Source organism: Corynebacterium tuberculostearicum SK141 (assembly GCF_000175635.1).
Classification (GTDB): domain Bacteria; phylum Actinomycetota; class Actinomycetes; order Mycobacteriales; family Mycobacteriaceae; genus Corynebacterium; species Corynebacterium tuberculostearicum_C.
The window spans coordinates 70,761-93,425 of the sequence record NZ_ACVP01000023.1; the positions used below are offsets into that span (position 1 = coordinate 70,761).

A 22,665-nucleotide genomic window follows, 5' to 3' on the forward strand; every position below is an offset into this window, starting at 1 on the left:
GTTATTCTTCCTTTTCCTGGTTGTCTACTTATTTGGGGTGTGGTTAGCCATCAGTTCTTCAAACTGATCAAATAGCGGGTTGGCATCGTGCGGGCCCGCAGCGGATTCTGGGTGATACTGCACGGAGTAGGCCATGCCGTTGCGCAATGCCACGCCCTCGACGGTGTCGTCGTTGAGGCAGATGTGGGTGACCTGCGCGGGGCCGAAGTCGGTGGCGAACTCGGCGTCATTGCTGTTTAGGTCATAGCCTTCCGGCGCCTTCAGCGCGAAACCGTGGTTCTGGGAGGTGATATCAATCTTGCCGGTCACGTTATTGCGCACCGGCACGTTGATGCCGCGGTGGCCGAACTTCATCTTGTAGGTGTCCAGGCCCAGCGCGCGGCCCAGGAGCTGGTTGCCAAAGCAGATGCCGAAGAACGGGATCTTGGCTTCGAGCACCTGCTTGATGATGCCCACCATTTCATCGGCGGTAGCCGGGTCACCCGGGCCGTTGGAGACGAAGACACCATCCGGGTTATAAGACTTCACCTTGTCAAAGGAGGTATTCGCGGGCACGACGACGGTTTCGATGCCGCGCTGAGAAAAGTGGCGCGGGGTTGCGGTCTTCACACCCATATCGAAGGCAACGACGGTGTACTTCTTCTCCCCTACGGCCTCAACCGTGTAGGGCTCGTCAGTAGATACCTCCGCGGCGAGGTCGGCGCCTTCCATGGAGTCCTGGGACTTAACTTCCTTGAGCAACTCCTCTACCGGGCGCTTTGCAGCTTCGCCGGAGAACAGGCCGGCGGCAATGGAGCCGTAGTTGCGCAGGTGGCGTACCAAGGTGCGGGTATCGATGCCGCGGATGCCGATGACACCCTGCTTTTCCATCTCCTCGCTCAGGCTGCGCTCCGCGCGCCAGTTGGATACGCGCTGCGCGAGGTCGCGGATGACGAGGCCCGCAACCCAGATGTGGTTGCCGTGGGACTCATTGTCCTCGTCGTTCCAACCGGTATTGCCAATGTGCGGCGCTGCGGAAACCACAATCTGGCGGTGGTAAGACGGGTCCGTCATGGTCTCCTGGTAGCCGGTCATCGCCGTGGTGAATACGGCCTCGCCCAAGGTGGTGCCGGTGGCGCCAAAGCCATAACCGCGGAAGGTGCGCCCGTCCGCGAGAACGAGGATTGCTGGGGTTCTATCAGTCACGTCGTGGCCTTTCTCTGCCATATAGGTGGTCTCAGTGTGCAAGGTTAGTCTTCTTCGGAGGCTGCCAAGTCAAAAGTGACGGCACCTCGCAAAATGGTGTGGGTAACGCGGGCGCCAAATTCTTCGCCAGCGTAAGGGTTGTTTTCGGACTTGGAGGCCAGCTTCGAGGAATCAGAAACCCAGTGGTGGTTTGGGTCCACAATGGTCAAGTTAGCTGGCTCGCCCTCTGCGATGGGGCGGCCATGGCCTGGCAGGCGGGTGATTTCTGCGGGGCGCTCGGACATCACGCGGGCGACAAAGCGCCAATCGGCCAAGCCGGTCTCGACGAAGATCTTGGCAATGACGGCCAGGGAAGATTCCAGGCCCAACATGCCTGGGCGGGCATTTTCAAACTCCACGCACTTGTCTTCGGAGCCGTGCGGGGCGTGGTCGGTGGCGACGCAGTCAATGGTGCCGTTGAGCAGCGCCTCGCGCAGGGCCTCGGTATCGCGTTGTTCGCGCAGCGGCGGGTTGACGCGGAAGAGACCATCGTAGGTGCGCAGCTTGTCATCGGTCATCAATAGGTGGTGCGGGGTTACCTCGGCGGTGAGAGGAATATCCTGCTCCTTTGCCCACTTCAGCAGCTCCACGGTGCCCTGGGTCGAGGCGTGGCAGATGTGCACGCGGTTGCCGTAGTCGCGCGCCAACAAGGCGTCGCGGGCCACGATGGATTCCTCCGCCACGCGCGGCCACCCGCGCAGGCCGAGCTTGGCCGCGGTCTCGCCTTCATGGGCGGAAGCACCGCCGGTCATGCGGCCATCCTCCGCGTGCTGAGCCAGCAGCACGTCCATGCCCTTGGCATATTCCAAGGCGCGACGCATGAGCTGCGGATCCTGGACGCACTTGCCGTCATCGGAGAACATGCGCACCTTGGCGTCCGAGCGGGCCATCATGCCGAACTCAGTGAGGGTCTTGCCTTCCAGGCCCTTGGTAATGGAGCCCACCGGGTGGACGTCGCACAGCGCCAGTGCTTGGGACTTGGCCCACACGGACTCAGCGATGATCGGCTGGTCTGTCACCGGGTTGGTATTAGCCATGGTGAACACGGCGGTGAAACCGCCTTTGGCGGCAGCCTTGGAGCCGGTCTCGATAGTCTCGGTATCCTCGCGACCGGGCTCGCGCAGGTGCACGTGCATATCCACCAGGCCCGGCAAGAGCACGTTGCCCTGGCCGTCGATGACCTGTGCATCCTCGGCTTCTGGCGTGGCGCCGATGGCAGCGATGATGCCGTCCTTGACCACGACATCGGTGGGCTCGCCTTCGCCGTACAGGCGCACATTCTTAATTACCAGTGGGGTTTCCGCCGGCGCGGAAAGGCGACCGGTTTCCGGGTAAGTAGTCATTGTCTCTCCCTAAAGTTGAGTGTGGGTCGCGGTTTTAAATGCCGGCGTTTTCGCCATTGGTCAGCAGGGTAAACAGCACCGCCATGCGGGCGTGTACACCGTTGTGCACCTGCTGGAGGACTGCAGTTTTGTCCAAATCTGCGACGCCGTAGTTAATCTCCATGCCGCGCAGCATGGGGCCTGGGTGCATGACGATGGCGTCCTTGTGCATGGCCGCCGCGCGATCCTTGGACAGGCCAAAGAGGTTGGCGTATTCGCGGTGGGAGGGGAAGAAGCCGCCATTCATGCGCTCTTGCTGTACGCGCAGCATCATGATGACGTCGGCGTCTGCGATTTCCGCATCAAAGTCATAGGACACGCGCACCGGCCAATTCTCCACCCCAAAGGGCATGAGGGTGGCTGGGCCTACGAGGGTTACTTCTGCACCGAGGGTAGTGAGCAGATCTACGTTGGAGCGCACGACGCGCGAGTGCAGGCAATCGCCCACGATCTTTACCTTCAGGCCGGCAAAGCCTTCCTCGCTGTGCAGTCCTAGGCGCTGGCGCATCGTGACGGCGTCGAGAAGCGCCTGCGTTGGGTGCTGGTGCGCACCATCGCCCGCGTTGATCACTGAAGGTCCCTTGCCATTAGGGGCAACCCACTGGGCCAGCTGCTGGGGCGCACCAGAGGAAGGGTGGCGCATGATGATCGCATCGGCGCCGATGGCGGCCAAGGTCAGGCCCGTATCCTTCAGGGACTCGCCCTTCTTTACCGAGGAGGTGGAGGCGGACAGGTTAATAACGTCCGCGGACATCCACTTGCCGGCCGTTTCAAAGGAAGAGCGGGTGCGGGTGGAGTTTTCATAAAAGAGGGTATAGATGGTCCGGCCCCGCAGGGTCGGCAGCTTCTTTACCTCACGGCCTTCGAGGGCCTCGCGGAAGCGATCTGCTTCATCCATTAGACCGATAATTTCGCTTCGGTCCAGCTCTGCCATATCGATGAGGTGCTTCATGGTTATGCCTCCCCCGTTTCGGAGCCGGTTCCGTTAGTAGTTGCGGCGGCTCGGGTCAATACGACCGCATCCCGGCCGTCAATCTCGCTGTTGTATACGCTGACGTCTTCTTCTCGCGCGGTGGGCAGATTCTTTCCCACATAGTCGGCGCGGATAGGAACCTCGCGGTGGCCGCGATCTACCAGGACGGCCAGCTGAATAATGTCGGGACGGCCCACGTCACTCAACGCGTCCAAGGCGGCGCGGATAGTGCGGCCGGAATACAGCACATCGTCGACCAAAATAACGGTGGAGTTATCAATGCCACCGGTGGGAATGGTCGTCGGTTGGAGAGCGCGATGCGGTTTTCCTAGCAGGTCATCGCGGTAGAGGGTGATATCGAGGGAGCCCCACGGGACTGCAACCCCGGAAAATTCTTCAATCTTGTGCGCTAGGCGCTGTGCAAGCGGCACGCCACCAGAGGGAATGCCAAGCAGAATGACCCGCGGTGCGTCCGCGGAATCGAGCGCCGTTTTTTCAATGATCTGGTGCGCGATGCGTGCAACGGTACGCGAAACATCGTCGGAGCTTAAAAGCTCTAGCTTGTTCGCGGTAGCGTCAGTTCCACTCATCGTGACCTCCTTCCCCGCCTCACGGTGCGGTCTTTAAAGGATGCCGGTTGATGGTCTAAAAAATGTCTATGCTGTTAGACACAAAACACTCTAGCACCTTCCCCACCATTTGGGTGAGGGCGAAAAGAAGGAGGCGCATCAAGAAGTGAGTTTTTCCGCCGAACACATAGTCCCCGCCCCGCGCGAGCAGGTCTGGCAATGGCATACCCGCCAAGGCGCTTTAACCCGCCTGAACGCCCCCTTTTCCTTCATGACGCCCATCCAGCAGGCAGACAGCCTGGGCGATGGCACCTCCATCCTGGGCCTTCCGGGCGGCCTGCGCTGGACCGCTCAGCATAAACTTTCCCAGTACCGCGAGGGCTATGAGTTCACCGATGTGTGCGTAAACTCCCCCATTCGCAAATTTGCCACATGGCAGCACCACCACACCTTTGCGGACCACCCGGACGGCACGCTCGTTCGCGATGAAGTTACTACCCGCATCCCTTCGGCGGCGCTGAAATCGGTCTTTGCTTATCGGCAGCACCAGCTCATTGAGGATTTTTCCTTTCTCCAGCGGCTTGCCGACGCCTCCTTGAACACCCAACCACTTACCATCGCCATGACCGGCTCCCGCGGCAGCGTGGGTACAGCGCTTACCGTCCAACTGCGCACCGCCGGGCACACGGTGATCCAGCTCGTGCGCGGCACAGCTTCCAAGGGCCAGCGCACCTGGCGACCAGAGCAGCCCGATCCCGACCTCCTGCGCGGGGTCGACGTCCTCGTCCACCTGGCAGGCGAGCCCATCTTCGGCCGCTTTAATGACGAGCACAAGGCCGCCATCCGCGATTCCCGCGTTGGCCCCACCGAGCGCCTAGCTCAGGTAGCAGGGACTACAGATTCCGTCCACACCATGGTCTGTGCCTCTGCCGTGGGCTACTACGGATCCGACCGCGGCGATGAGGTCCTCACCGAAGACTCCGCACCTGGCGAAGGCTTCCTGGCAGACGTAGTAGTCGACTGGGAGCGCGCCTGCGAGCCTGCCCGCGCCGCGGGCGCCCGCGTGGTCAATATTCGTACCGGCATTGCCATGTCGGGCGGTTCCGGCCTCCTGCCGCTGCTGCGCGCCCTCTTCTCCACCGGCCTAGGCGGCCCCTTCGGCGACGGTGAGTTCTGGTTCAGCTGGGTTGCCCTCGATGACCTGACGGATGCCTACTTCCGCGCCATCGTGGACGATTCGCTGGAACGCCCGGTCAATGCGGCCTCGCCTAACCCGGTGCTCAACAAGGACTTCGTCAAAGCCCTTGGCTCTGAGCTACACCGTCCGGCATTGCTTCCCGTTCCACCCTTCGGTCCCGCAATCTTGCTGGGCAAGGAAGGCGCCCAAGAGTTGGCCTTGGCGCAACAACGCGTAAGCCCTACGGTTCTACACAACATCGGGCATACTTTCCGCTACCCCACGATCGATACTGCTCTCGCGCACGAACTTGGCGGCGAGCGTCTATGGCAGTCCCACTAACTGGATGGGAACTTAGGTAAACTGGCAAAGGTTGACCTTTATCCCCGATTAGTACATGGATTGAGACTACTTAAGTGTCTGAAGAACCAACCCTGTATCCCGATACGCCGGTAGAGCCCGTAACTCTCGAGCGCATCGGCGAGATCTTTGCATCTGAGAACCTGGAATACCGCCTCGAAGAGCAGCCAGTGAGCGAGGAAGAAACCGTGCAGATCCTGCGCACGGGTTTCTCCAACGTCGCCATCGCCATGCAGGTGCGCGATGATGTGCTCGTGGCGGATTCCGTGTGGCGCGGCAATGTGCCTTCTTCTGAGGGCCCTACCCTGTTGACGGTGCTCAACCAGTGGAACCAGCAGCACTTCGCGCCGACCCTGCGCTTCTTTGAGTCAGCCGAGAATACCCTCGCCGTCTCCGGCGTGCGCGAGATCAACATTGCCCACGGTTTGTCCCGCAATCAGATCGGCGCCTTCGTGATGTCCACGCTGGATTCTATGCTGCAGTCCTTCGCCTTCGTGGAAGAACACTACCCACAGCTCGTGACTTGGGAGGAGCACAACCATGACTAATGCCTCTACCGAAAACAATCTGCCGGAGATCACCCTTGACCGCGTTGTCGAGGCCATGCGCACCTTCGACATCGAATTGACCAAGATGGACAGCGACATCGAGGCAGCTACCGCCAACCTCAACGGCCTGCCCACCATGTTCGCGGTTCTCGATTCCGTGGTTATTGTCCGCTGCGATGTGCCTACCGACGCCGCCTACTCCAAGGCCGATGCCGGCCTCTTCCTCGCGGCTAACCAGATCAACTCCGTAGCCTTCGGCGCCCGCGCAGTTATCTCGGAGCACGATGACATGCTCGTGGTGCGCACCGAGCGCGATATCCCTGCCGCCGCCGGCATGACCGATGAGCAGCTGCAGGCTGCCCTGAAGTCCGCCGTGGATGGCGTCATCCGCGGCCAGGACGCCATGGTTTCTGCCGCCGAAGAGATGGCCAAGCTTGGCTCCGAGACCGCAGCCAACGCCGGATCTGGCGACGCTGCCGCAAGCGACGCCCCGCAGAGCTAAGCCGCCCTAGAATTCACTGCTCTCCCCTCTCCTTCTGCCTTAACAATGACGCAAGGGTGACGGGGAGAGTTCTTTTTGCTCTTGGCCATACTGGGCACACGGAGACGCGAGGATGAGCGTCGATTGGCACGGTCTTGGGCATGAAAATACCGCCCGCCACAGCTCTTCACCATCGAGCTGGGCGGGCGGTTTAAGTATGCGGGCCAGTCTAAACCTGACTATTCCGCAGTGGGGTCCTGCTGCGCAGAACGGTCTGCTACAGCCGAGTCATCGGCCGCGGCAGCGAAGTCCGAAGCGGTGGATGCGGAAGTATCCACGGCCGCATCATCCGCGTTGTCGGAGTCTAGCGGCTCCTCGTCGGTCGAATCTTCGCCGTCCGTATCCGCATCGCTACCCTGGTGTTCTGCGGACATCGGGTTTTCCGCAGAACGGGATTGTGCAACGTCATCCAACACAGCGTGAATGTATGGCGCCGCTTGATCGTTGGAATACTGGGAGGCAATCTCCACGCCTTCCACGACCGCAGTAGCGGTGGGAATATCCGGGTTGAACAGCAGCTCCCATACCGACAGGCGCAGGATCGCACGGTCAACGGCCGGAATGCGGTGCAGTTCCCAGTCCTCGGCAAGGAAGCGAGAGATGGTGTCATCGATGGCATCCAGCTCTTCGGCTACGCCCTTAACAATCACCTGCGTGTATTCGGCCACAGGCGCTACCGCGTTGCGATCCTCACGTGCCAAGGCGATGCGATCCTCCACGATGGCAACGGGGTCAACGTCCCTGTTTTCTGCTTCGTAGAGGATATCGGCGGCACGACGACGTGCACGGTACCGCGCGGTGTGCCGCTTGTAGTTGATATCGCGCTTAGGGGTGTTATCAGACACAGTCAGATGCCCTAGTTGTTAACGCGGGAGAGGTACTCGCCGGTACGGGTGTCGATCTTGAGAACGTTGCCGATCTCGATGAACAGCGGAACCTGGATCTCAGCACCGGTTTCCAGGGTGGCAGGCTTGGTGCCGCCGGAAGAACGGTCGCCCTGCAGGCCAGGCTCGGTGTGCTCGACCTTAAGGTCTACGGAAATAGGCAGTTCTGCAAAGAGTGCCTCATCCTCGTAGAAGGAAACCTGAACACGCATGTTCTCCAGCAGGAAGCGAGCGGCATCGCCGAACTTCTCCGGCGGGAGCTCGTACTGCTCGAAGGTCTTTTCATCCATAACAACGTAGCTGGTGCCATCGTTGTACAGGTAGGTCATATCGCGGCGGTCCACGGTAGCGGTCTCTACCTTAACACCAGCATTCCAGGTCTTGTCCACGGTCTTACCGGAGACAACATCCTTGAGCTTGGTACGCACGAAGGCTGGGCCCTTGCCCGGCTTCACGTGCTGGAACTCAACGATCTGCATCAGTTTGTTGTCGATCTTCAGAACGAGACCGTTCTTGAAATCAGTAGTATCAGCCATTGCGGTTAAACTCCCGAAAATTGTGGACTAAAGGTTGAAAACAATGTTTAAGCCTACCGGACAACTGCCCCTTGGGGTATTACCGGTCCCCCATTTCTTCCCCACAGTTACCAGCGGAGTGACTTTCGGGGCCCGCCGCCTGCCCTAAACCATCAGACACGCGAACAATCGAAGGTTTTTATCCAGCAATAACTCGCTGTACGATAAGGCTTTGCTTAATTGATTTTTCACATACCTACCAAGGATTTTTGCGATGCCTCTCAAGAAGCTCTACGCCGCGGCTACCGCTACTGGCGCAGCCGTAGCAGCACTGTCCGCTCCGCAGGCCATGGCAGCAGACGCCCAGACCGTGATGTTCGGCGATTCTGTTTTCGCCAACCCAACCTATGGCCAAGTTGGCACGACCTCGAGCTTGTCCCCTTCGGCGGGCACTACGCTCTCGTCTGCCACCCACGGCATCGAAGACGCTCCAGGCGCACCATCCCCACAGGGCTGCCCGCAGGGTCAGAGCAACGTTGGCCGCGAGCTGGGCCGTGTTTCTGGTCAGCATGTAGCCAACTACGCATGCTCTGCGGCGAAGGCCGCCGGCCACTCGCACCGCAAGGACTTCAATGAGCAGATCAACGGAGCCATTGCTAATAATGATCTCAATGGCCAAACGAAAAACGTTTTGATTCAATTCGGCGCTAATGACTTCCAGGAAATCGTGCGCCCATCGCTTTCTTCTTCCAACCCTTACTACGACGGCATGAAGAATTCGATCCAGCGGGTCCGCCACGCTGCCCCGAATGCCCACATCACCGTTGTAGGCTATCCCGCCATCTCCGCCCGCAATGGCGCGGTTTGCCCGCTGCGTACCTCCGCACCGGGTTCCTCTGAAGCCGGTTTCAACATGGACTACGCGGGCTTGGTTCGCACCGGCGAGGACCAGGTTAATAGCGCCATGTACAAGGCAGCCCGCGCAAACGGCGTGCAGTACTACGACCTACGCGCCGATTCCATTGATCACGGCATGTGCGCGCCGGACAGCACCCGCTGGGTTTCCGGCAAGTGGGAGTACTCCGTACCGCACAACCTCTTCAATCACCTCACGCACCTGGGCAACCGCAACGTCGCCCAGCTGCTTAACTCCAAGGTGCTGGCTCACTAGGCGGGCAGTTCAGTAAATTCCTTCGTCGCGGCGGTAATGATCTTCGGTGCGCCATCGGTAATGATGAGGGTATCTTCGATGCGCACGCCGCCCTTGCCAGGCACATAGATGCCCGGCTCGATGGTCAGGGTCATACCGGCGGCGAGCTCGCCCTTACCGGTCTGTGCCGCGGACGGTGCTTCGTGGACGTCTAGGCCCACACCGTGGCCCGTCGAGTGCACAAAGTAGTCGCCATAGCCGGCGGCGGAGATGAGATCGCGGCAGGCGGCGTCGACGTCGGCAAGCTTAGCGCCCGGCACCGACGCTGCCACGCCTGCCTTTTGGGCGCGGAGCACCACATCATAGATTTCCTTGGCAAAGTCATTCGCCGTGCCCACGACGTAGGTGCGGGTGCAATCGGAGTTGAACCCGCGTAGGTGAGCACCAAAATCGATGGTCACTAGGTCACCGTCCTCGATGACCCGGTCATCAGCGCCATGGTGCGGCATCGCCGAGTTCGGACCGGAAGCCACGATGGTATCGAAGCTCACTCGCTCCGAGCCGAGCATGCGCATCCGATATTCCAAATCGGCAGCCACCTGGCGCTCGGTGCGGCCGACACGCAGCTCACCAGCGGCGAGCAGATCCTCCAGCGCCTGATTAGCCAGCGCGGCAATCTCTTCCAGCTTCTCTAGCTCGAGCGAATCCTTGACCAAGCGAATTTTTTCAATGACCCCGGCAATGGGAACTAAGGTAACCGACTCCGGGGCGGACTCTTCCAGGTCCTTCAGCTCTGAGACCGAAAGGTAGTCTGCTTCAAAACCGACTCGAACTGGCCCCTCGACATCGGCAAATTGCTGCAGGAGCACCTTTCCTACCGCGCGGCCTTGGATAGCCTCCAGATCGGGAACCTCGCGGGCAATCTGCGTGGTGTACCGGCCGTCGGTAGCAACCTGCGCGGTAAGGTCCTTACGCAGCAATAGCCCGCCATTCGAGCCGGAGAATCCCGAAAGGTAGCGCACGTGCGTGAGGTGGGTGACCAGAACGGCATCGATGCGCTGGCCGGCTAGCTCCGCGGCAAGCTTGCGGCGCCGGTCACTAAAACGGGTATCTGCCAAAGCCATGATTTCATCCTTCTGGGTCGACTGCGGTGTAGAAAGTATCCACCCAGTATATCGACCCTGCCACCGCAGTTGGGCGGATTTCTTTCTAGCCGGCTGCCACCCAGCCCGTTCGTGGGGCCTATTGGCAGAGGTAGTCCACTGCCGCCACGTAGCCGAAGACACCCAACCCGGCGATGACGCCGCGGGCGATAGGGCTGAGATAGGAGTGATGGCGGAAGGGCTCGCGCGCATGCACATTGGAAATATGCACCTCTACGAATCCGGCGCCATCGGCTACCTCTGCCAGGGCATCCCGCAGGGCCACTGAGGTATGGGTAAAACCGCCGGGATTGATAATCACTGGGTGGCCCGCATCCGCGGCGGCATGCACTTTCTCAATGAGCTCGCCCTCATGGTTGGACTGAAAGCACTCTACTTCTGCACCGTGCGCGGCGGCGCGCAAGGCAATCATTTGCTCTACATCAGCCAGGGTGGTGGAGCCGTAGACATCCGGCTGGCGTTTTCCCAAGCGGTTCAAGTTCGGGCCGTTGAGGACAATAATCTTCATTTTCTACTCCGATATCGCGGCGTAGGCCGCCTCTAGCTCTTCCGTGCTGGGCCCCTCAAGACGGGTGGTCTCGCCCACCCCGGTCAAGGCTACAAACCGGATCTTTCCGTCGCGGTTCTTCTTATCGTGGGTCATTGCCTCATATAGGTCCGCGAACTGACCTGGCCAATACGTGGTTGGCAGCCCAATGCTGTGCAGGATTCGGCGGTGCTTTTCCACGAGTTCCGCGTCAATGAGGCCGCGCGCATGCGCCAGGTGGGCGATGAACATCATGCCCACGGCCACCGCGTTGCCATGGCGCCACTGATACTGTTCATGGCGCTCCACCGCATGGCCAAAGGTATGACCGTAATTGAGCGTTTCGCGCAGGCCCGATTCTTTAAGATCCTCGCCCACCACCGCGGCCTTTACCGCGATGGAGCGCTCAATTAGTTCTGGAAGATAGCCCTGGGGGTCCACGCATGCGCCGGGATCGCTCTCATAACGCTCAAGGATTACCGGGTCATGGATGAAGCCGGTTTTGATGATTTCTGCCGAGCCAGCAATGATCTCCGCCGCAGGCAGGGTATCGAGGCGCTCGAGATCCACAAACACAGAATCCGGCTCATGAAAGGCGCCAACGAGGTTCTTGCCGGCCGCGGTATTGATGCCGGTTTTGCCGCCGACGGCCGCGTCAACCATGGCCAATAGCGTGGTAGGCACCTGAATGACCTTGATGCCGCGCATCCACCCGGCCGCAGCGAACCCCGCCAAATCGGTGGTGGCGCCACCGCCGAGGCCGATGATGGCGTCACGGCGGTTAAAGCCCTTCTCCCCCAGCTGATCCCATACGCTACCGATGACGCTGAGCTGCTTGGCGGCCTCGGCATCGGGGACGTCGATAAGCGTAGGCTCCACCCCCTCAGCGGCGACGAGTTCCGCTAAGCGCTCGGCCGCGGCACGCAGCGGCGGCTGGCAGATAATGCCCGCCTGGCCTGCACCAATCTGCGCACAGCGCTGCGCGATGTCCCGGTTGAGATCGGCGCCAATGCGAACTTCATAGGGCTGTGGTCCATTAACGGCAATGCTGGGCATGATGGTCCTTTCCGTTCGCCGCCAAGCCAGCATGGCGAGGAACTAGTGGTAGCGCTGCGGAGAATCTACAGGGTATCGAGGAAGCCGAGAATATCGCCTACTACCTGCTGTGGGGTCCGGGCATCGGTGCGTACCCGGTAATCGGCCACCTCTTGGTAATAGGGGCGCCGCGCCTCCACAAGGTTGCGGTAGTGCTCAAGGGGATCTGCGGCTGCGAGAACCGGCCGATTGCTGTCCCCGGACGTCCGCCGTGCACCTTCTTCAGGGGAAATATCCAAAAAGATGACGGTATGGCGCTCCAGCAGCTCACGGGTGGCGTCCGTCAGCACTGCCCCGCCGCCGAGGCTGACTACTCCACCGGTGCGCAGTGCCGCAGCAACGTGCTCGGCTTCGAGCGCGCGAAAGTCTGGTTCACCAAGCTCGCTAAAGACTTCTCCGCACGGCTTATCCTTAGCCTGTTCGATAAGGTGGTCCGAATCCACCAGTTCGCAGCTCAAGGCGTGGGAAAGGCGGCGGCCGATGGTGGATTTACCCGCACCTGGCGGGCCAACCAAAACAACGCGTGGACGGGGCAGGCCCGTAACGGCGGTTGGGGTGGTCATAACTTACTCCTGGTCAAAAGCAAGGCGGTCCGAAACGTATTTATCATACGCGGCGATGGCCGCAGAGGTTTCTTCGAGGCTATCGCCACCGAATTTTTCTAGCACGGCGCGTGCAAGGACGAGGGCAACCATGGCTTCTGCAACGACGCCCGCCGCCGGAACCGCGCACACATCGGAGCGCTGGTGAATGGCAGTAGCTGCAGCGCCGGACTCCATATCGATGGTGCGCAAGGCACGCGGCACGGTAGAAATCGGCTTCATTGCCGCCCGCACGCGCAGCTGCTGCCCGTTGGTCATGCCGCCTTCGAGTCCGCCAGCACGGTTGCTCAGGCGGGATACGCCGTCTTCGGTTCGCACCATCTCATCGTGGGCAGCGGAACCGCGACGACGGGCCTCGGCAAAGCCATCGCCAATTTCCACGCCCTTGATAGCCTGAATGCCCATCAATGCGCTGGCCAATTGGGCGTCCAAGCGGTCATCGCCGGAAGTATGCGAGCCCAGGCCGATAGGCAGGCCATCGACCACAACTTCAACGATGCCGCCCAAGGTATCACCCTGCTTCTTTGCGGCCTCAATTTCCGCAATCATGGAGGCTTCAGCCGCCTTATCGCAGGCGCGGACCGGCGAGGCATCGATAGCCTCGATGTCCGCGAACGCTGGCGCAGGCCCCTCATAAGGCTCGGAAGCGCCAATGGAAATCACGTGGGAAAGAACCTCGACGCCCAAGGTCTCGCGCAGGAAATTGCGCGCAACGGTAGCTGCGGCCACTCGCGCCGCCGTCTCACGCGCAGAGGATCGCTCGAGGATGGGGCGTGCTTCCCTGTGGCGGTACTTCACCATTCCGGCAAAGTCCGCGTGCCCTGGGCGCGGCCTCGTCAAGGCGGCACCGCGGCCGGAGTTCATCGCTTTAATAGTGTCTTCATCGTCCATATCCAGCGGATCGGCCGACATGATGGTGGTCCATTTGGGCCACTCCGTATTGCCAATCATGATGGCGATGGGACTACCCAAGGTAAGCCCGTGGCGGACTCCACCCAGCACGGTGACCTCATCAGCCTCAAACTTCATACGGGCACCGCGGCCATAGCCTAGGCGGCGCCGGGAAAGCTGATGGGAAATATCGGCGCGGGTAATGGGGACCCCAGCGGGCATGTGCTCCAGCATCGAAATAAGAGCCTGGCCGTGGGATTCACCTGCAGTAGTCCAACGAAGCATGCGGGTATTATCGCACGGCCTGGCCAATCCAGTACCAACTTGGCCCCGCAATATATTCTTCCACCCCCTCAAAGAGGGTGCGCACATGCGATAACGACCGTTGCCGCTAGCAGCATTGCAGGACCATGCGGGCTCTCCTTCTGCCCACTGCACGCCGACCACATAAGCGTCAGGAGGGACGCGCAGCCGCTTGCCGCTACCACGCCCATAAACCCGGCCACATGCCCCACCAGCATTCCCAAGGGCCAAGCGAGTTTGATGTCGCCTCCACCGACTCCTGCACGAACTAGCCCTAGCACCAGGTACAGCCCCGGCCACCACAGCCCACTCCAATTGGCAACGGCGAGCGAGAGCACCGCAGATGGAAGGGTTAACCAGTCTGGCAATCGGCGCTGCCGAATATCCCACCAAGACAAGGTTGCTGCCCACAAACCATAAATAATTCCCCCGACTATTAGCACGGGGATCACTCTAAGGCACGCTGTGAGGAAGCGCTGGGCGTCAATGTCTACATGGCGAAGTCTGCAGTTCCTGCTACACGGGGATTCCAGCCCGCGCTTGCCGACGCCCCCTTTTTTACTTAGTCGTCTGCGACCGCTTCTGCAGCTCCTCGTGCAATGCCTTCAGCATGTCTTCCCGCGGGGCGGCCACCCCGGTAAATTGCTCGAACTGGCTAAATGCTTGGTGCGCGAGCATGACATGCCCGCCCACGGTCTTGTACCCATTGGCCGCCGCGCACGTGGTCAGCGGTGTGGGCCAAGGATCATAGATGACGTCCAGCACCGGTGCGTGGGCGAGGTCAAAGACATAATCTTTCACCGCCGCGGCTGGAACGGTGGACACAATGACATCGACGCTGCGAGCCAGCGCGGATAAGTCCCCGTCGAAGCTAACAAAGGAAAGTTCCAGCCCTAGGTTCTGCGCGAGCGGCAAAAGTTCGGTGCTGCGGTCGGAACGGTTGAGGACCGTAACCTTTTTCACCCCGCGCTCGGAAAGCGCCCACAACGCGGGACGAGCGGTGCCCCCAGCACCAATGAGCAGCGCATGAGCTGCTGGATCATCCCCCAGAAGTTCGGCGAGCGCACCGCGTACGCCCTCGGTATCGGTATTGTCCGCATACCAACCATCAGCCCTGCGCACCAAGGTATTTGCTGAGCCAATCAGTTGGGCCCGGTCACTTACGGTGTCCGCAAAGCGGAGGGCGGCAAACTTGCCGGGCATGGTCACGGAGAAACCAACAAACTCTGAGTCGCTTGCCGCCACCAATTCCGGCAAGCCTTCCGCCGATGTTTCAAAGCGGGTGTAGTCCCAACCGGCCAGCCCGGCGGCCTCGTAGCCAGCATTGTGGAGCACCGGAGACAAGGAGTGCTTGATGGGGCTACCAAGGACCGCCGCACGTGGCATGGTGTTCTACCTCTTTGTGGTTGTCGCGACTCTACTGGGCGGGCTGCTCGGCAGCGGCGTCGCCGTTGCCGGAACCAGCGCCCTCACCTTCGCGCTTGGAGTCAAGCACGCCGGAGCGGATGGCGTCATCGACGCGGCCCAAGTGCTCATCGTAGGAATCGGAGAAGACGGTGGTGCCCTCCTTGTCCACGGTGACGAAGAACTTCCAGTTGCCTTCAGCCGGCTCTTCCATGGCCTTGATTGCATCGTCCGAAGGAGAAGCAATCGGGGTATCCGGTAGGCCTTCCTTCGCGTAGGTATTCCACGGGGTCTTCTCCCCACGGGCCTCATCGGTGGTGGCCAGCTCAACGTCTTCCAAGCCGTAGTTCACGGTGGAGTCAAACTCCAGGCGCATTGGCTCGTCCAAGCGGTTGAGGATAACGCGGGCAACCTTATCGAACTCGCCCGCCGGAGCCTCGCGCTCCACCAAGGAAGCGGAGGTGAGCAGTTCATAAGGGCTCAAGCCGATAGCCTGGGCGCGTTCCTCGATATTGGTCTCGTTGTAGCGCTTGGTGGAGCGGGTGATGAGGTCCTTGAGGATATCCTTGGCCTCCATGTTGGGGTCGAGGACATACTGGCCTGGGGCAATAAGGCCCTCAATGCGCTTGGGATCATTGCCGCGCTTATTGATGGCGTCCAAGGCCCACTCCGGTGCGCCCAGCTCGGCAGGGTCGGTTTCCGCCGCAACCTTTTCCAAGTCCTCCTTCTTCAGGCAGTTGCCATCGTTGCAGCTGACCTCAGAAATCAGGGAGTAAATGCCGTAGCGGACGTCTCCGCCCACAACCTTGACGTCCTCCAAGGTGGCGCCACCTTGGACCTCGAGCATGTCCACGCGGTTATTCTCATCCAGCAGTGCCTCGACTGCCGCGTCCGCGCTCATTTCTTCCTGCAGACGATAGAAGCCCGGCTGGATTTGGCTCGCGCCGTGGTTCATCGACGCAGCAGAATCGAAAGCGTCCTGCGTCTTCACCACATTCTTTTCTACCAATGCAGGTCCGAGCTCGGACATGGACGAGCCTTCCGGCACCTCCACCAGCTGGGTGGTACCGTTGCCGGTTCCTTCATAATCGGCGGAGGTATTGCCGAGTCGGAATCCGATGTAGATAAGGGCGCCAAGGATGACGATGATCGACGCAATAACAACGGCAATGCCGCGCTGGCGGCGCTTGACGTATTTCGGCTCCATCGATCGGCCGAGGCGTTCTTGATTACGGCTCACGTGTTTTAGTCTCCTGAGTCTGAAGGCTGGTCTATTGCATCATGGGATCGTAGCGCGCTCGCGCGCCCATCCAACCAAGTCTGCAATATCTCCACCGCTGCTGCTTGGTCGATGACTTTACGGCCCTTCTTCTCGGACACGCCGGACGCGCGCAGCGCGGTGGTCGCTGCCACGGTAGTCAGACGCTCATCAGCCAAACGTACTGGTGGTGGAACTTTATCTATATTTGCATCTCGATTCAACCGACGGCGGATCCGAAACGCAATTTCTTTAGCGTGTTTTACGCTTTTGGAGCCATTTCCCTGCAAGTCCCGTGGCAGGCCAACGACAACTTCAACTGCATCATAGGAATCAATGAGCTCCAGGATGCGGTCAATATCGCCCTTATCGCGGTCTTTGAACCCGGTTTCTCGGCGCACGGTCTCCACTGGAGTGGCAAGCGTTGCTTCCCTATTGGACACTGCCACACCAATGCGCACCGTACCGACATCGAGCGCGAGCCGGCGGCCCTGCCCCGGGTCATCAACTCCGGGGCTATCTGGTTCCACTTTTGCCACGGTCGAACTCCTACAGGGACTCGAGCATGTCCTTGACAGCTTCAAAGCCGCGCTCAGCGCCGGCCGCAGTAGAGCCAGAGCCCTGGGCCATATCCGGCTTTCCGCCACCGCGGCCGTCGACGTACTGTCCAAACTCCTTGACGATGTCGCCGGACTTTACGCCGCGGCCAACAGCCTTGTCCGTGGCTGCCGCGATGAATGGGAACTTGCCCTTGTCTTCGGCGCCCAGGACGATGACGGCTTCTTCTTCGCGCAGGCGGTTGCGCAGGTCCGTTGCAACGGTGCGCAGGTCGCCACCGGTGGTGCCTTCTGGCAAGGTCAGCGCAATGACCTTGAAACCATTGACGTCCTTAGCTGCGCTGACGAACTCGGAAGCACGCGCAGCCAGCTGCTGCTTGCGCAGGGTTTCAATTTCCTTCTCCGCTGCCTTGAGTTTTTCAGACAGCTGCGCGATGCGCTCTGGCAGATCCTCGGTCTGCACCTTCAGCTCGCGGGAAACGCCCTCTACCAAGGCGGTTTCCTTGGAGTAATAACGGAAGGCATCCAAACCGGAGTAGGCCTCGATACGGCGAGCACCAGAGCCAACGGAGGACTCACCCAGCACGGACACCGGTCCGATTTCAGCGGAGGAACCAACGTGGGTACCACCGCACAGCTCGATGGAGAACGGTCCGCCGATTTCTACTACGCGGACCTCCTTGCCGTAGTTCTCACCGAATAGTGCCATAGCGCCCATGGCCTTGGCCTCCTCCAGGGAGGTCTCAATGGTGTTCACGGCAAAGTTGGAGTCGATTGCCTGGTTGGTGATCAAAGCAATCTCTTCCAACTGTGCCTGGCTGAGCTGCTCGGTGTAGTTGAAGTCAAAGCGCAGGTAGCCCGGACGGTTCATGGAGCCGGCCTGGACGGCGGTGGGGCCAAGCACCTGGCGCAGTGCGGCGTGAATGAGGTGCGTAGCAGAGTGTGCCTGGGTAGCACCGTGGCGCCACTGCTCGTCGACGGCCGCCTCAACGGACATGCCCAAGTCAAGGCCGCCGGCAGTAACCGTCGCCTTGTGTACCCACAGCTTCTTACCGATCTTTTGAACGTCGTTGACCTCAAGGAGGGATTCGCCGGCCATGATGCGGCCGCGGTCTGCCATCTGGCCGCCTGCTTCGGCGTATAGCGGGGTGTGGTCCAAGATGACCTCAACCTGCTCGCCCTCGCGTACCTGGTCGACCTTCTCGCCGCCGCGGACGAGGCCGATCACGCGGGCGTCGGAAGTAAGCTCCTCAAAGCCAGTGAAGACGGTGGGGTTATTGTCCACCCAGTCGCGGTAGAGGGAAAGGTCAGTGTGGCCGTGCTTCTTGGCCTGATTATCGGCCTTGGCGCGGCGGCGCTGCTCGCCCATGGCGTCGTTAAAGCCATCCATGTCGACCTCAAGACCAGCCTCCTGGGCCATCTCCAAGGTCAAGTCGATAGGGAAACCGTAGGTATCGTGCAGCTCAAAGGCCTTCTCGCCTGGCAGGACCTTTGCGGTCTTCGCGCGGGAGGTGGACTTGAGCTCCTGGACGGCATCATCGAAGAGGCGGGTGCCGGACTCGAGGGTCTTCAGGAAGGCCTTTTCCTCATTCACGGCAACGCGCAGGATGCGCTCACGGTTGTCTGCAATCTCCGGGTAGGACGGGGTCATGGTGTCCATGACCGTATTCATGAAGCGCTCCATAGTCGCGCCCTTAGCGCCCAGCAGCTTGGCGGAACGGATAATGCGACGCAGCAGACGGCGCAGGATGTACCCGCGGCCCTCGTTGCCCGGGGTCACGCCATCCAGGATGAGCATCATGCCGGTACGGGAGTGGTCAGCTACCACGCGGAAGCGGATATTGTCCTCGTGGGAGGCCTTGTCACCATAGGTGGCGCCGGTAAGCTCCTCGGCTACGTCAATGACTGGGCGCAGCAGGTCCGTTTCATAGACGTTGTCTACGTCCTGCAAAATGCAGGCCACGCGCTCGATGCCCAGGCCGGTATCGATGTTTTTCTTGGGCAGCTCGCCGACGATCTCAAAGTTGCCCTTGCCAATGCCCTCGCCGCGCTCATTTTGCATGAAGACCAGGTTCCAGATCTCCATGTAGCGGTTGTCATCGGCAATCGGGCCGCCGTCCTTGCCGTACTCGGGACCGCGGTCATAATAAATCTCAGAGCACGGGCCACAGGGTCCAGGGATACCCATGGACCAGTAGTTGTCCTCCATGCCGAGGCGCTGAATGCGCTCTTCTGGAACTCCGATCTTGTCGCGCCAAATTTCGGCGGCCTCATCATCATCCAGGTAAACGGTGACCCACAAGCGATCTGGGTCTAGGCCAAAGCCGCCCTCATCGACGGAGCCGGTAAGCAAGGTCCACGCATTGGTGATGGCGCCTTCCTTGAAGTACTGGCCAAAGGAGAAGTTGCCGGCCATCTGGAAGAAGGTGTTGTGGCGGGTGGTAATGCCCACCTCATCAATGTCCAAGGTGCGCACGCACTTTTGGATGGAAGTAGCAAGGCCCTTGGCAAAGGGCGGGTTCTGCTGGCCTAGGAAGTAGGGCTTAAACGGAACCATGCCGGCATTAACGAAAAGCAGGTTAGGGTCATCCAGGATCAGCGAGGCGCTTGGTACTGCCTCGTGACCAGAATTGACGAAGTGCTGGGTAAACCGTTCCCGGATCTCATGAGTCTTCACGAGCAACAATCCTAACTGTCTGAGCTTTCATCTTCTATCAAGAAGTTTCTAACCCGCCCAACTCTACCCTTCGCTGCACAGCGATTTCCCATCGGTGGGGATCAGCGCGACCGGCGAGCGTTTTTGCCTGGGCCGCGATTGCCGCGAATAATGCTGCGCAAGCGGCCTATATAGTCATAAACTCGCTTCTCAGCCCCGTGATCGGTGGGTTCATAGTAAACCGAGCCCTCCAGCTCATCGGGCAGGTACTGCTGCTCTACAACGCCGCGGGGATCATCGTGGGGGTAGACATAGCCCACGGCATTTCCCATCCGCTTGGCGCCCTCATAGTGCCCATCGCGCAGGTGCGGTGGCACATGGCCCACCTTGCCGGCCGCTACATCGGTTTGGGCCTGCGTGATGGCAGAGATAACCGAGGGCGATTTCGGCGCGGTGGCCAGGTGGATGGTGGCTTGCGCGAGCGGGATTCGCGCTTCTGGCATGCCAATGAGCTGAGCGGCCTCGGCCGCCGCCACGGCCACCTGGAGCGCGGTCGGATCGGCCATGCCGATGTCCTCGGAGGCGTGCACAATGAGCCGCCGGGCGATAAAGCGCGGGTCCTCCCCGGCTTCTACCATGCGGGCGAGATAATGCAGCGCAGCGTCGACATCGGAGCCGCGAATGGACTTAATGAACGCGGAAACCACGTCGTAGTGTTGGTCGCCGTCGCGGTCGTAGCGCACCACCGCCTTATTGACGTTGTCCGTGACCGTTTGTGGGGTAATCTCCCCTCCATCGTCGACCGCCTCGGCCGCAGCCTCGAGATAGGTCAGCGTGCGCCGCGCATCGCCACCGGCGAGGAGTACCAACTGATCCAAGGCTTCATCGGTAATCCGAATCTTGCGCTCGCCCAGGCCACGGTCGCTTTCGAGCGCGCGCTTGGCGACGCCCCTTAAGTCATCGTCGCTTAGCGAATGCAACTGCAACAGCAGCGAGCGAGACAAAAGCGGCGCGACGACGGAGAAGGAAGGGTTTTCCGTGGTTGCCGCAACGAGCAGTACCGTGCGGTTTTCCACGGCTGCGAGGAGTGCATCCTGCTGGGTTTTGGAAAACCGGTGCACCTCATCAATAAAGAGCACGGTCCGCCGGCCGTGAATGAGCTCTTGCCGGGCGTGGGTGATGACCTCGCGAACCTGCTTGACGCCCGAATCAAGCGCGGAGAGGCCCACGAAGTTCTGCCCCATTTGGCTGGCGATGAGCGAGGCAATGGTGGTCTTTCCGGTACCCGGTGGCCCGTACAAAATGACGGAGGCCTCTCCTGATCCTTCCACGAGGCGGCGCAATGGCTTGCCGGGGGCCAGAAGGTGGTCTTGCCCTACTACCTCATCCAGGTTTTGGGGACGCATCCGCGCCGCCAGTGGGGACCCAGCGTGGGTGGCGAAAAGGTTCTTCCCCGGCAGCGACGGTGCGCTGTTGTCCGGACTGGGCCCGCCAAATAATGAGTCTTGAGACACTGGAAAGCTACCTCCTAAAAGCGTGCGGGCACATCGTGATTGTCTATTCGTCATCCAAGCGGCGCGCAATGGCGCTGCCAAATTCCGCGATGGGCGCGCAGGCGGGGCCATCGCAACGCGCGGCATATCGAGATAGCGCCTCAAAGGTTTCATAGAGGTCGCGGCGCACGAGCAATTCATCTTCCGTGAACGGACCATGGTCAGCAGGGCGCAAGATGGAGCGCTGCGGATCGTGGACCACTTCGGCTTCACCCCTGGCTAGGGCAACCAGCCCTTCGATGCCGCCGGCGTGCATCGTGGTCACGCTCGATAGCGCCCAGCCGATGAGCGAGGCCACAATGAGACCATGGGTTTCTTCCGCATTGGAAAATAGCGGCCACACCTCAGATACGGCACGGGACCAAGCAGAGATGAAGATATCTGCCTCTTCGTCCGTAATCGGCTTGGAGAAGAGGAACTGTGGGAATCCGGCGATAACGCAGGCTACGTCGAAGCCAACATTGCGGAATCCTGCCCATTCATAGTCCAAGAAGTGCAGGCGCTGGGACACAATGATGTTATCCGGTGAAAGGTCGAAGGGAGTAAAGGCCCGGTCCTTGCCGGATGCCAGGGAGCGTGCGGCTTGACCCGCAAGATCCCGGAAGCTGGCCGGTGCCTCGAGCCCGGCTTTATCCAGCAAGTCGAGGCCGATGCCAATGGAGCGCTCCAGCGCCTCATCGCGCACGGACTGGTGCGGGGCCAAGTCCGGATTCTTGCGCAGCATCCTATTGAGCAGGGTTTCATAATCTTGCTCATGGCCTGCGGTTCCAGCGTGCATGTGCCCCAACGCACTGCCCAGCGAGCGCAGCACCCGCACGCGGTCATCATCGGTGGACTGTACGAGGACGTCGGCAAGCGTTTCGCCCTCGCCCAAGTCCGTCAACACAATAATGCGCTGCTCCAGATCGTGGGCAAGAAGCACCGGCCCCGGACGCACGTCCTCAGATAGCGCGGTGGTGAACTGATAAGCCACCACCTCGCGCAGCATCGCGGCATCATCGACGCCATAGCCGGTGACCGGGTTGTACTTAATGACTACCGAGCGGTGCGGCAGGAAGGCTCCGGGGGCAATCCTGGCGCGCAGGACCATTGCATTGCCGGAACCGTCCAAGCGCTCCACACCCGACATCTCCGGGGTACCACCAAAACGGCGCGACAACATCTCCGAGGCGGCCTTGATGACATCCTCGGGTGATAGCACAGCTTCGTTATCAACCATAGTTCTATCCAGTATGCCCCCTCACACCAAAGCGGGGTCACAAGTTCGCCCGCAGCGAAATTGCCGCGGACTACGATGTGCCCCGCACGGTGCGCCTGAAAGGCCGAGGTTTAAG

At 60.5% G+C, this 22,665-nt stretch carries 22 protein-coding genes; 4 read left to right on the forward strand and 18 right to left on the reverse strand.

The window, feature by feature from the left end:
* Positions 1–24: 24 nt before the first annotated feature.
* The 4 genes from carA to pyrR are packed head-to-tail and all read right to left on the reverse strand — an operon-like array spanning position 25 to position 4,169.
* On the reverse strand, positions 25–1,206 hold the full coding sequence (gene carA, locus CORTU0001_RS06810) for a glutamine-hydrolyzing carbamoyl-phosphate synthase small subunit (protein WP_034668507.1): 1,182 nt from the start codon (positions 1,204–1,206) through the stop codon (positions 25–27).
* 23 nt (positions 1,207–1,229) lie between these two features.
* On the reverse strand, positions 1,230–2,567 hold the full coding sequence (locus CORTU0001_RS06815) for a dihydroorotase (protein WP_005328467.1): 1,338 nt from the start codon (positions 2,565–2,567) through the stop codon (positions 1,230–1,232).
* A gap of 34 nt (positions 2,568–2,601) precedes the next feature.
* A complete protein-coding gene (locus tag CORTU0001_RS06820) occupies positions 2,602–3,558 on the reverse strand; it encodes an aspartate carbamoyltransferase catalytic subunit (protein ID WP_005328468.1) in 957 nt (318 codons plus the stop codon).
* Between the two features lie 2 nt (positions 3,559–3,560).
* Positions 3,561–4,169 (reverse strand): bifunctional pyr operon transcriptional regulator/uracil phosphoribosyltransferase PyrR, encoded by a 609-nt coding sequence (pyrR, locus tag CORTU0001_RS06825; protein WP_005328471.1) that lies wholly within the window; start codon positions 4,167–4,169, stop codon positions 3,561–3,563.
* 145 nt (positions 4,170–4,314) lie between these two features.
* On the opposite strand from pyrR, the gene CORTU0001_RS06830 reads away from it, so the two are divergent.
* The 3 genes from CORTU0001_RS06830 to CORTU0001_RS06840 all read left to right on the forward strand — a co-directional run bounded on the left by CORTU0001_RS06830 (position 4,315) and on the right by CORTU0001_RS06840 (position 6,735).
* A complete protein-coding gene (locus CORTU0001_RS06830; RefSeq protein ID WP_005328473.1) occupies positions 4,315–5,667 on the forward strand; it encodes a TIGR01777 family oxidoreductase in 1,353 nt (450 codons plus the stop codon).
* 74 nt (positions 5,668–5,741) lie between these two features.
* Positions 5,742–6,233, forward strand: coding sequence for a YbjN domain-containing protein (locus CORTU0001_RS06835; protein ID WP_005328475.1), 492 nt, complete (start codon positions 5,742–5,744; stop codon positions 6,231–6,233).
* Positions 6,226–6,735 (forward strand): YbjN domain-containing protein, encoded by a 510-nt coding sequence (locus CORTU0001_RS06840; protein ID WP_005328477.1) that lies wholly within the window; start codon positions 6,226–6,228, stop codon positions 6,733–6,735. Before CORTU0001_RS06835 ends, CORTU0001_RS06840 begins: the two co-directional genes overlap by 8 nt.
* A gap of 218 nt (positions 6,736–6,953) precedes the next feature.
* Here the strand turns inward: CORTU0001_RS06840 and nusB are convergent, their stop codons facing one another.
* Positions 6,954–7,619, reverse strand: a complete 666-nt coding sequence (gene nusB / locus CORTU0001_RS06845; RefSeq protein ID WP_005328479.1) for a transcription antitermination factor NusB — start codon at positions 7,617–7,619, stop codon at positions 6,954–6,956.
* An 11-nt stretch (positions 7,620–7,630) separates the two neighbouring features.
* Positions 7,631–8,194 carry an elongation factor P gene (efp, locus tag CORTU0001_RS06850; protein WP_005324919.1) on the reverse strand — a complete coding sequence of 188 codons (564 nt, stop codon included), beginning with the start codon at positions 8,192–8,194 and terminating at the stop codon, positions 7,631–7,633.
* Positions 8,195–8,447: 253 nt separating this feature from the next.
* Here efp and CORTU0001_RS06855 point away from each other — a divergent pair, with 253 nt between their 5' ends.
* Positions 8,448–9,344: a GDSL-type esterase/lipase family protein gene (locus CORTU0001_RS06855; protein WP_005328481.1), complete on the forward strand. Its 897-nt coding sequence runs from the start codon at positions 8,448–8,450 to the stop codon at positions 9,342–9,344.
* Here the strand turns inward: CORTU0001_RS06855 and CORTU0001_RS06860 are convergent.
* From CORTU0001_RS06860 to CORTU0001_RS06910, 12 genes are all read right to left on the reverse strand, one after another.
* Positions 9,341–10,447, reverse strand: a complete 1,107-nt coding sequence (locus tag CORTU0001_RS06860) for an aminopeptidase P family protein (RefSeq protein WP_005328483.1) — start codon at positions 10,445–10,447, stop codon at positions 9,341–9,343. The two genes, CORTU0001_RS06855 and CORTU0001_RS06860, sit on opposite strands and share 4 nt — an antisense overlap.
* A gap of 118 nt (positions 10,448–10,565) precedes the next feature.
* Complete coding sequence (gene aroQ, locus CORTU0001_RS06865) at positions 10,566–10,994, reverse strand: type II 3-dehydroquinate dehydratase (RefSeq protein WP_005328485.1); 429 nt, start codon at positions 10,992–10,994, stop codon at positions 10,566–10,568.
* 3 nt (positions 10,995–10,997) lie between these two features.
* On the reverse strand, positions 10,998–12,068 hold the full coding sequence (aroB, locus tag CORTU0001_RS06870; protein WP_005328487.1) for a 3-dehydroquinate synthase: 1,071 nt from the start codon (positions 12,066–12,068) through the stop codon (positions 10,998–11,000).
* 65 nt (positions 12,069–12,133) lie between these two features.
* Positions 12,134–12,670 carry a shikimate kinase gene (locus CORTU0001_RS06875; protein WP_005328489.1) on the reverse strand — a complete coding sequence of 179 codons (537 nt, stop codon included), beginning with the start codon at positions 12,668–12,670 and terminating at the stop codon, positions 12,134–12,136.
* A 3-nt stretch (positions 12,671–12,673) separates the two neighbouring features.
* On the reverse strand, positions 12,674–13,885 hold the full coding sequence (aroC, locus tag CORTU0001_RS06880) for a chorismate synthase (protein WP_034668414.1): 1,212 nt from the start codon (positions 13,883–13,885) through the stop codon (positions 12,674–12,676).
* A 68-nt stretch (positions 13,886–13,953) separates the two neighbouring features.
* Positions 13,954–14,355 (reverse strand): A24 family peptidase, encoded by a 402-nt coding sequence (locus tag CORTU0001_RS11490; RefSeq protein WP_341858110.1) that lies wholly within the window; start codon positions 14,353–14,355, stop codon positions 13,954–13,956.
* A gap of 106 nt (positions 14,356–14,461) precedes the next feature.
* The gene (locus tag CORTU0001_RS06885; RefSeq protein WP_005324941.1) at positions 14,462–15,289 is read right to left on the reverse strand and encodes a shikimate dehydrogenase; all 828 of its coding nucleotides are present in this window, start codon (positions 15,287–15,289) and stop codon (positions 14,462–14,464) included.
* A gap of 31 nt (positions 15,290–15,320) precedes the next feature.
* Positions 15,321–16,514, reverse strand: a complete 1,194-nt coding sequence (gene mltG, locus CORTU0001_RS06890) for an endolytic transglycosylase MltG (protein ID WP_034668418.1) — start codon at positions 16,512–16,514, stop codon at positions 15,321–15,323.
* Positions 16,515–16,552: 38 nt separating this feature from the next.
* On the reverse strand, positions 16,553–17,104 hold the full coding sequence (ruvX, locus tag CORTU0001_RS06895) for a Holliday junction resolvase RuvX (RefSeq protein ID WP_005328491.1): 552 nt from the start codon (positions 17,102–17,104) through the stop codon (positions 16,553–16,555).
* A gap of 10 nt (positions 17,105–17,114) precedes the next feature.
* On the reverse strand, positions 17,115–19,799 hold the full coding sequence (gene alaS, locus CORTU0001_RS06900) for an alanine--tRNA ligase (RefSeq protein ID WP_005328492.1): 2,685 nt from the start codon (positions 19,797–19,799) through the stop codon (positions 17,115–17,117).
* 101 nt (positions 19,800–19,900) lie between these two features.
* Entirely contained in the window at positions 19,901–21,292 is a 1,392-nt protein-coding gene (locus CORTU0001_RS06905) for a replication-associated recombination protein A (protein ID WP_034668420.1), read from the reverse strand.
* A gap of 43 nt (positions 21,293–21,335) precedes the next feature.
* Positions 21,336–22,550, reverse strand: coding sequence for a protein kinase family protein (locus CORTU0001_RS06910; RefSeq protein ID WP_005328494.1), 1,215 nt, complete (start codon positions 22,548–22,550; stop codon positions 21,336–21,338).
* Between the last annotated feature and the right edge of the window lie 115 nt (positions 22,551–22,665).